This window comes from Flintibacter sp., from assembly GCF_046973065.1.
This window is the reverse complement of sequence record NZ_JBKVXZ010000023.1, coordinates 39,795-48,930: the sequence shown is the minus strand read 5'-3', so window position 1 is coordinate 48,930 and position 9,136 is coordinate 39,795. Positions and strand designations below refer to the sequence as shown.

At 58.3% G+C, this 9,136-nt stretch carries 8 protein-coding genes; 4 read left to right on the top strand and 4 right to left on the bottom strand.

The window, feature by feature from the left end; all coding sequences use genetic code 11:
• On the bottom strand, positions 1–907 hold a 907-nt coding region (locus tag ACLTXB_RS09910; protein WP_428226859.1), incomplete at its 3' end, for a tyrosine-type recombinase/integrase.
• Positions 908–920: 13 nt separating this feature from the next.
• Positions 921–1,109 carry a DNA-binding protein gene (locus tag ACLTXB_RS09905; protein ID WP_295580496.1) on the bottom strand — a complete coding sequence of 63 codons (189 nt, stop codon included), beginning with the start codon at positions 1,107–1,109 and terminating at the stop codon, positions 921–923.
• Between the two features lie 166 nt (positions 1,110–1,275).
• Here ACLTXB_RS09905 and ACLTXB_RS09900 point away from each other — a divergent pair, with 166 nt between their 5' ends.
• Positions 1,276–1,827 (top strand): helix-turn-helix domain-containing protein, encoded by a 552-nt coding sequence (locus ACLTXB_RS09900; RefSeq protein WP_325305455.1) that lies wholly within the window; start codon positions 1,276–1,278, stop codon positions 1,825–1,827.
• Positions 1,828–2,003: 176 nt separating this feature from the next.
• Here the strand turns inward: ACLTXB_RS09900 and guaA are convergent, their stop codons facing one another.
• On the bottom strand, positions 2,004–3,293 hold the full coding sequence (gene guaA, locus ACLTXB_RS09895) for a glutamine-hydrolyzing GMP synthase (protein WP_428226858.1): 1,290 nt from the start codon (positions 3,291–3,293) through the stop codon (positions 2,004–2,006).
• 156 nt (positions 3,294–3,449) lie between these two features.
• On the opposite strand from guaA, the gene ACLTXB_RS09890 reads away from it, so the two are divergent.
• The 3 genes from ACLTXB_RS09890 to ACLTXB_RS09880 all read left to right on the top strand — a co-directional run bounded on the left by ACLTXB_RS09890 (position 3,450) and on the right by ACLTXB_RS09880 (position 7,899).
• Positions 3,450–6,140 carry an NYN domain-containing protein gene (locus tag ACLTXB_RS09890; RefSeq protein WP_428226857.1) on the top strand — a complete coding sequence of 897 codons (2,691 nt, stop codon included), beginning with the start codon at positions 3,450–3,452 and terminating at the stop codon, positions 6,138–6,140.
• A 156-nt stretch (positions 6,141–6,296) separates the two neighbouring features.
• Complete coding sequence (locus ACLTXB_RS09885) at positions 6,297–6,851, top strand: ECF transporter S component (protein ID WP_428226856.1); 555 nt, start codon at positions 6,297–6,299, stop codon at positions 6,849–6,851.
• A 4-nt stretch (positions 6,852–6,855) separates the two neighbouring features.
• On the top strand, positions 6,856–7,899 hold the full coding sequence (locus tag ACLTXB_RS09880; RefSeq protein ID WP_428226855.1) for a uridine kinase family protein: 1,044 nt from the start codon (positions 6,856–6,858) through the stop codon (positions 7,897–7,899).
• 143 nt (positions 7,900–8,042) lie between these two features.
• On the opposite strand, the gene ACLTXB_RS09875 is transcribed toward ACLTXB_RS09880, so the two are convergent.
• Positions 8,043–9,134: an aldo/keto reductase gene (locus ACLTXB_RS09875; protein ID WP_428226854.1), complete on the bottom strand. Its 1,092-nt coding sequence runs from the start codon at positions 9,132–9,134 to the stop codon at positions 8,043–8,045.
• Positions 9,135–9,136 lie beyond the last annotated feature (2 nt).

Here is a 9,136-nt window from a genome sequence, read left to right as displayed (position 1 = left end):
GGTCGTGTATTCTGATCCGCTTGACCCCGGCCTCTTTCGCTCCCCTGTCCATCTCCCGGTGGAGGTAGGATTTCGTCACCGTGAAAATGCGGTCTGACGGCTCCACGGCGTACAGGCTTTTGGTATAGTCCTGCATTTCGTCACAGAGGAAAGAAGGCATTTGAATGACCCGGTTACTCTTTGGCGTCTTGGGGTCGGTGATAACATCCCGGCCCTTGATACGCTGGTAGGACTTGGAGATGGTAACAGTCTGCTTTTCAAAATCGAAGTCCGCCGGGGTGAGGGCCAGCAGTTCCCCCTCCCGTACGCCGCACCAGTAGAGCATTTCAAAGGCGTAGTAGGACAGCGGCTTGTCCATCATGGCCTCGGCAAATTTCAGGTACTCCGCCTTTGTCCAGAACAGCATTTCCCGGCCCTTGGCCTTGCCCATGTTGCCCACCTGGGCGGCGGGATTGACTTTCAGATTGTAGTGCCGCACCGCATGATTGAACACGGCGCTCAACTGATTATGGAGCGTTTTCAGGTACACTGGGGAATAGGACTTGCCCTTTTCGTCCCGGTGGTTGAGCATTTCATTCTGCCACGCCATGACCTCTTTCGAGTGGATGTCGCACATCTTCCGCTTGCCGAAGTAGGGCACCAACTTCTTGTAGAGGATGTGCTCTTTTGTCCCCCAGGTGTTTTCCTTGATACGACCTTGCATATCCGCCACATAGATGGCCACGAAGTTCTCAAAGGTCATTTCCAGGTCGGCGGTCTGCTGTTGCAGGAATGTCCGCTCCCACTCCAGCGCCTCCCGCTTGGTGGGAAAGCCCCGTTTCATCTTCTTGACCTTTTTGCCTGTCCAGTCCTCGTAGTAAAAGGACGCATACCATGTACCCTTTGCCTTGTCTTTGTATGCTGGCATTGTCGCTCCCTCCTTACTGCCTGTCCCGCAGTCCGTAGAATTTTTCCTCGAAGTAGCGCCTGCTCACCCGTCCGGGGATGGTGATAAAACCTTTCTCTTTCAGTTCCTCGTTCATCTCGCGCACCAGTTTGTAGGCGTAGGGCTTGGAGATACCCAGTTCGCTGGCTACCTCCTCCGCTTTTACAAACAGTTCCTTGCTCATGTTCTGCACCTCCTCATTTATATTTCGCAAATATGTTAATGACTACATCCTTATTATACATTAACATCAGAGTTAATGTCAAGAATTTAATTCGCATTTTTGTTAAACTTTATCTTGCGTATTTCGCTTTTTTGCGCTATACTATTTTCAAAGGCGGTGTTACATAATGACAGTTGGAGATAAAATAAAGAAAATCCGCACTTTTCGAGGCATGACGCAAAAGGAATTAGGGATCGCCATCGGCTTTGAGGAAAAGGGAGCGGACAACCGTATCGCACAGTACGAGACGAATTACCGTGTGCCCAAGCGTGAGTTGCTGGACAAGATAGCGGAGGCGCTGCGGGTAGACCGCCAGAACTTCTATACCATTCGACCCGGCTGTGCTGAGGACTTCATGCGGACATTCTTCTGGCTCGACGAGGACAGCCCCGGCTCTATCTGCCTGTTTCCGCTTGTCCGTGTCCCCGGTAAAATCAAAGAAGAAACCGTTGTCCAGTATAACGACAGTTACGACTGGCCCGCACGACCTCCCGTGGGCATTTACTTCAACTATGGGCTTGTAGATGAGTTCATGCACGAATGGCTCTTGCGTCAACAGGAGTTACACGCCGGGGAAATCACAAGGGACGAATACTTTGAATGGAAACTGAACTGGCCCGCTACTTGTGATGATGGCAGGGAAAGCCAATACTATATCCCGTGGCGGAAAAATAAATAAGACAAGCAAAAAACCGCCCTGCTGAATTTGTCGTTCAGCAGGGCGGTTTTGCTTGTCCTTTTGGGATCATTCTCTTGGGAGTACCGGGCAGACACGAATAGTATCAATCCAGTATCAAGAGCCTTTTGGACGGGCAAAAAAGCCTGTATTCATGCGGGTTTGAGCCGTTTCAAGCGTCATTCCCATTCGATGGTCCCCGTGGGCTTCGGCGTGAGATCATAAAGCACCCGGTTGACGCCCTTTACCTCATGGGTGATGCGCTGGGTAATATGCTGCAGGAGCGCAAAGGGCACATCCTCCACGGTGGCGGTCATGGCGTCCACCGTATTGACCGCCCGAATGATGACCGGCCACTCGTCGGCCCGCACGCCATCCCGCACGCCCACGCTCTTGATGTCGGGGATGGCGGTAAAGTACTGCCAAACCTTGCCCTCCAGGCCATTCTTGGCAAACTCCTCCCGGAGAATGGCGTCAGACTCCCGCACGGCCTCCAGGCGGTCCCGGGTGATGGCGCCCAGGCAGCGCACGCCCAGGCCGGGGCCGGGGAACGGTTGACGGTAGACCATGCTGTCGGGCAGACCCAGGGCCTTGCCGCAGGCGCGCACCTCGTCCTTGAAGAGCATCTTCAGAGGCTCCACCAGTTCAAAGTTCAGGTCCTCAGGCAGGCCGCCCACGTTGTGATGGCTCTTTACCGCCTTGACCGTCTTGGTGCCGGACTCGATGATGTCGGGGTAAATGGTACCCTGACCCAGGAAGGAGATGCCCTCCAGCTTCCGGGCCTCCTCCTCAAAGACGCGGATAAACTCTCCGCCAATGATCTTACGCTTCTGCTCCGGGTCACTGACCCCGGCCAGCTTGTCCAGGAAACGTTCCACCGCATCCACATAGACCAGATTGGCGTCCATCTCATCCCGGAACACCTTGACTACCTGCTCCGGCTCGCCCTTACGGAGCAGGCCATGGTTGACGTGGACACAGGTGAGCTGCTTTCCGATGGCCTTGATGAGCAGAGCGGCCACCACAGAGGAGTCCACGCCGCCGCTGAGGGCCAGCAGCACCTTCTTGTCTCCCACCTGGCGGCGGATGAGCTCCACCTGGTCCGCAATGAAGTTTTCCATGTTCCAGTTGGGTTCCGCCTGGCACAGGCCAAAGACGAAGTTGGCCAGAGCCTCTTTCCGGTCCGCCTCATCCTCGGGCCAGCCCACCTCGCCCTTGTGGTCCACCAGCAGCACGGGCAGCTCGCAGTTATAGATCTCGGTGGATACATCGATCTCCACACCGTCTACCACACGGTTGGGGCCGCCGTTAACAATGATGCCCTTCACATTGGGCAGCGCATGCACCCGCTCCAACGTAATGTCGTGGGGGTGGATCTCACTGTACACGCCCAGGGAACGGATTTCCCGGGCCAGGCGGGGATTTTCCTGGCTGCCCAGGTCCAGAACAAGGATCATATCCTGCTTCATTGGTCTTCCTCCTGCATCTTTTTCTCTGCCGCAGCGGGGCAGGCGATATCTGGGTTTATTCTATCACACCACGCCCTTCTCCCACAATCCCGAATTTTCCACGGATTGATTCCCGACGGAGAACATGGTACAATTTTGATACTTGAACAAGCAAGGATGTTGCACATGGAAGCAAAACAACTTTCCGTGGGTCTGCTGGCCCATGTTGACGCAGGTAAGACCACTCTGTCGGAGGCTCTGCTCTATCGAGGCGGGCGGCTGCGCAAGCTGGGCCGGGTGGACCACCAAGACGCCTTTCTGGACACCGACCGCCAGGAGCGGGAGCGTGGCATCACGATCTTCTCCAAGCAGGCCGTACTGCCTCTCAAGGATTTGACCATCACTCTGTTGGACACACCGGGACATGTGGACTTCTCCACGGAGATGGAGCGCACCCTCCAGGTGCTGGACTATGCCATTCTGGTCATCAGCGGCACCGACGGGGTTCAGGGTCACACCCGCACCCTGTGGCAGCTGCTGGCCCGGTACCATATTCCTACCTTCCTTTTTATCAATAAAATGGACCTGCCCGGCACGCAGCGGCAGGAGCTTCTGGAAAAGCTGAAGGCCTCCTTCGGGGAGGGCTGTGTGGACTTTGATCCCGCCCAGGACCAGGACGTCTTTGGGGAAAATGTAGCCGTATGTGATGAGGGCATTTTGGAACAGTATCTGGAGAACGGAACTCTGGAGGACCGAGATGTCGTCTCTCTCATCCGTCACCGGAAGGTATTTCCCTGCTACTTTGGCTCCGCGTTAAAGTTGGAGGGAGTGGACGAGCTGTTGGAGGGTCTGGAGCGCTATGCCGCGCCCCCGCTCTATCCCCAGGAGTTCGGCGCCCGGGTGTTCAAAATTACCCGGGATCCTCAGGGTGGCCGCCTGACCTATCTGAAGGTCACCGGCGGGTGTTTAAAAGTGAAGGATCTGCTCACCAACCAACGCCCTGACGGGAACCTCCCGCCCGACCAGGTTTGGCAGGAGAAAGCCGACCAGCTGCGTATCTACTCCGGTGCTCAGTTTCAAGCTGTGGACCGGGCAGAAGCGGGAACCGTGTGCGCTGTCACCGGTCTGAGCCGCACTTTTCCCGGCCAGGGACTTGGCTTTGAGGGTGCCTCCCCCCTGCCTATGCTGGAGCCGGTGCTCACCTACCAAGTCCAGCTCCCCGAGGGAGCAAACGTCCACACCGCATTAAAACAGCTCAGCCAACTGGAGGAGGAGGACCCTCAGCTCCACGTAGCCTGGGACGAGCACAGCCGGGAAATCCACTTGCAGCTCATGGGTCAGGTCCAGCTGGAGGTACTGAAGCAACTGATTTCTGACCGCTTTGGTCTGGATGTCACCTTCGGCCAGGGCAGCATCATTTACAAGGAGACCATTCTGGAGCCCGTGGAGGGCGTAGGCCACTTTGAGCCCCTGCGCCACTACGCCGAAGTACACCTTTTATTGGAGCCCGCCCCTCGGGGCAGTGGTCTGCAATTTGACACTGCCTGCAGCGAGGACGTGCTGGACCGGAACTGGCAGCGGCTCATCTTGACCCACCTGATGGAGAAAGAGCACCGGGGGGTGCTCACCGGATCCCCCATCACTGATCTGCGCATCACCCTGCTCACCGGGCGGGCTCACGCCAAGCACACCGAGGGAGGCGACTTCCGCCAGGCCACCTACCGGGCCGTGCGTCAGGGACTGAAAATGGCCCAGAGTGTGCTTCTGGAGCCCTGGTACCAGCTGCGGCTGGAGCTGCCTCAGGAGCAGGTGGGACGAGCTATGTCCGATGTACAGCGAATGGGAGGCAGCCTGGAGCTGTCCGAAACCATGGGAGACCAGTCCGTCCTCACCGGCTCCGCTCCCGTCTCCCAGGCCAGGGACTACGCCCTGGAGGTGGCCGCCTACACCAGGGGGCAAGGGCGGCTCTTCTGCACCCTGGACGGCTACCGCCCCTGTCCCGACCAGCAGGCGGTGGTAGACGCCATCGGCTACGACAGCGACCGGGATGTGGATAACCCCGCCGACTCGGTGTTCTGCGACCATGGGGCAGGCTTTGTGGTCAAATGGAATGAGGTCCGCCAGTACATGCACGTGGACAGCGGTCTTACGTTTGATATTCCAGAGCCAGAAGAACCGGAGTTTCGTCCCGCCGCTCCCAGGAAGGGCTCGGTGTATTCCGGCTCCCTGGAAGCTGACAAGGAGCTCCAGGCCATCTTTGAGCGCACCTACGGCCCCATCAAGGCCCGGGATCTGCGTCCCCAGCCCAAGCCCCGCAAGCGGGACGAGCTGCCGGAATACCAGGCCATCAAAACTCCGGAGCAGTTAGGTCCGGAATACCTGTTGGTAGACGGCTACAACATCATCTTCGCCTGGGACGAGCTGAAAGCCATCGCCCAGGACAATCTGGACGCCGCCCGGCAGCGGCTGATGGACATTTTGGAAAACTACCAGGGTTTTCGCAAGTGCCAGGTCATCCTGGTCTTTGACGCCTACCGGGTGCCTCGAGGGGTGGGCGAGGTGGTCCACTACCACAACATCCATGTGGTATACACCAAGGAAGCGGAGACCGCCGACGCCTACATTGAGAAGGCCACCTATGAGCTCAGCCGGAAAAAGTACCGGGTGCGGGTAGCCACCTCGGACTATGCCGAGCAGCTTATCATTCTGGGCCACGGAGCGCTGCGTCTGTCCGCCACCACCTTCCACGCTGAGGTAGAGCAGGCCACGGGAGAGATTTCCGCTCTGCTGCGGCAGCAGAACAACACCAGCACCCCTTCCCGGCCCATCCAGCACGCCATGGAACGGGCTCAGAAGCGCCGCTCTTGACGCAGCAGACGCTTCATGGTATGATACTAATAATCGCCTGGCAGAAGCCGGCACCTTTTTTGCCCCTGCACTTCCTGCAATCAGTACCGCGAAGGTATGTTCCGCCCCGAAGGGTGAAGCCGCCTTTGCGGTATTTTTTGTAAAGGAGTTTTGTTCATGTACGCAACCGCATCCTCTTCTCGCCTGCGCATCAAGCGCCTGGTCCTGTCCGCTCTTATGCTGGCTCTGGCCTATGTGCTCCCCTTCTTCACGGGGAACATCCCCCAGATCGGCTCTATGCTGCTGCCCATGCACCTGCCGGTGCTGCTGTGCGGCTTTCTCTGCGGCGGCCCCTGGGGCGCTCTGGTTGGCTTTATTGCTCCCCTGATGCGCTCGGTTCTCACCGGAGGCTTCCCTCCCATGTTCCCCACTGCTCTGGCCATGGCCTTTGAGCTGGCCGCCTATGGTTTCATTTCCGGCCTGCTTTACCGCCGCCTGCCCCATTCCTGGGCTGGCACCTACGCTTCTCTGGCAGCGGCTATGATCGGCGGCCGGATCGTGTGGGGTATTGTCGAGGTAATCCTGCTCACCTCCACTGGCAGCGCCTTCACCTTCGCTACTTTTGTGGCAGGCGCCTTTACTAACGCCATCCCTGGCATCATCCTGCAGCTCGTGGCTCTGCCCGCCATTGTCCGTGCTCTGGAGAAAGCCAATCTTATCCCTCAGGAGTGATCATATGAACCCACTGGCCCCTCTGCTGGAACAACATGTCCGGAGCCATCCGGAACTGGAGCTTCAGGACGCCATCAAATTTCTCTATCAGAGCTGTATGGGCCCCGGCCATCTTGGGCTGGACTCCCAGGCTGTTCTGGACCGTCTGGAGGCGGAGTGGGCCGATGTGGAGGGTGACGCCGATGCGCCCCTTACAGAACCTCTGGGCGGTGGTCTGTGCCGGCTGTCTCTGGCGGCCTGCAAAGGGCAGGGGCTGGAGCCATCTACTCTGGCCGCCCTCTTTCTCCATACAGCTCAGACGGTCACACCGGACCGCCAGGCACTGGAAGAAAGTCTGAATTTACTCTACTCTCTGCCCTTTCCCCGGGCTGAAGTGGATCGGGTTCTGGAGGACTACCGCAAGGCCGGCATGCCGGCGGTCCACCACAGCGACCGCTACCGCAGGGTCTACTCCCCCGCTTACCGGGTCGTGGATCAGGATCTGGCCCGGCTGCTGCCTTTGCTGTCCGCCATCGACCGCCACCGCCGCACCCATTCCCAGACTCTGGTGGCTCTGGACGGTCCATGCGCCACAGGTAAAACTACTCTGGGTGGTTTTCTCTCCCGGCTCTACTGCTGCCCTCTGTTTCATATGGATGACTTCTACCTGCCCCCGGAGCGCAAGACTGCCCAGCGGCTGGCTGAGCCGGGCGGCAATGTAGACGCGGAACGCTTTTTTACCGACGTACTCTCTCCCCTCTCCCGGGGTGAAACCGTACACTACCGCCCCTACCACTGCCACTCCAATGCCCTGGGTGAGGAAATCGCAGTCCCTTCTGCCCCACTGGCTGTGGTGGAGGGCGTGTACTCCCTGCGTCCGGAACTGCAGCCCTACTACCATGTGAAGTGTTTCCTGGATGTCCCCTGGTCTACCCGCCGCGCACGTCTTCTGGGCCGGAATGGACCTGAGGGCCTGGAACGGTTTGAAAAGCTGTGGATTCCCCTGGAGGACGCCTACTTCCGTGCCTTTCCCATTCGTGAGTGCTGCGATGTGATTCTGCAAGGCTGAAAAAGGAAAAACGCTTGTGTCAAGTTTAAAACTTGACATAAGCGTTTTTTCTTGTATATATGTCAGATTTCTTTGATTTTATCAAAAATCAGGCCAGTTTTGATGTAAAGTTTTTTGCTTGTCCATCGTGCTTCCCTATGGACTCACCGCTTCTCCGTAAAGGCGGTGATCTCAGCATGCGCCTGGGCCAGCTGCGCGCGGATAGGCAGGTGCTGAGGGCACAGCCGCTCACACCGGCCGCAGCGGTAGCACTGGTCGGGCCGGGCCTCGGCCTCCATTCCCTTCCAATCCCGGCGGGTGACAGGGTAGTTCTGATACATGGCCATACGGTTCCAGATACGGAAGCTCTTGGGGATATCCACCCCAGCCGGGCAGGGCATGCAGTACCGGCAGCCGGTGCAGCCGTTTTTCACCCGCTGAGCCAGCCGGCGGGCTGTCTCATCCACCGCCGCCCGCTCCTCATCGGACAGAGGACGGAACTGGCTGAAGGTATTCAGATTGTCCTCCAGCTGTTCCATGCTGCCCATGCCGCTGAGCACTACCTTCACCCCGGGCAAACTGCCTACCCAGCGCATGGCCCAGGAAGAGGGCGTGGCATCGGGATCCAGCGCGCGCAGAGGTTCCAGCACCTCCTCCGGGGGCTGAGCCAGCAGTCCGCCCTTCACCGGCTCCATGATGACCAGAGGGACCCCCAGCTCCAAGGCCAGGTCGTGGCCCCGCAGGCCCGCCTGGATGTTCTGGTCCATGTAGTTGAGCTGGATCTGACAGAAATCCCAGTCTCTGGCCCGGAGGATTTCCTCAAAGGCCTCGTACTCATCGTGGAACGAAAAGCCGAACCACCGGAACTTGCCCTCCCGATGGCACTGCTCTAAAAAGTCCACGACCCCAAGCTCCAGCATCTTCTTCCAGCTGCGGCCGCTGAGGCTGTGCAGAAGGTAGAAGTCAAAGTAGTCGGTCTGGAGCCGCTCAAACTGCTTGGCAAAGATATCCTTGGCCTGCTCCAGGCTGTCGATAATGGCGCAGGGCATCTTGGTGGCCAGGCAGTAGCTCTCCCGGGGATAGCGGGAGAGCAGGCGCCCCATCATAGGCTCGCTCTCTCCGTCGTGGTAAAACCAGGCGGTGTCATAGTAGGTCACTCCTGCCTCCATGGCACGGTCGATGAGCTGCTGGGCCTTCTCCTCGTCCACGGTGTGGTCCTTGTTCACGGGAAAGCGCATACAGCCATAGCCCAACAGGG

Excerpts from the sequence above, each read along its gene's own strand:
- ACLTXB_RS09905 (WP_295580496.1), bottom strand. The coding sequence starts at position 1,109 with ATGAGCAAGGAACTGTTTGTAAAAGCGGAGGAGGTAGCCAGCGAACTG.
- ACLTXB_RS09890 (WP_428226857.1), top strand. The coding sequence starts at position 3,450 with ATGTTGCACATGGAAGCAAAACAACTTTCCGTGGGTCTGCTGGCCCAT.
- ACLTXB_RS09900 (WP_325305455.1), top strand. The coding sequence starts at position 1,276 with ATGACAGTTGGAGATAAAATAAAGAAAATCCGCACTTTTCGAGGCATG.
- ACLTXB_RS09880 (WP_428226855.1), top strand. The coding sequence starts at position 6,856 with ATGAACCCACTGGCCCCTCTGCTGGAACAACATGTCCGGAGCCATCCG.
- ACLTXB_RS09885 (WP_428226856.1), top strand. The coding sequence starts at position 6,297 with ATGTACGCAACCGCATCCTCTTCTCGCCTGCGCATCAAGCGCCTGGTC.
- guaA (WP_428226858.1), bottom strand. The coding sequence starts at position 3,293 with ATGAAGCAGGATATGATCCTTGTTCTGGACCTGGGCAGCCAGGAAAAT.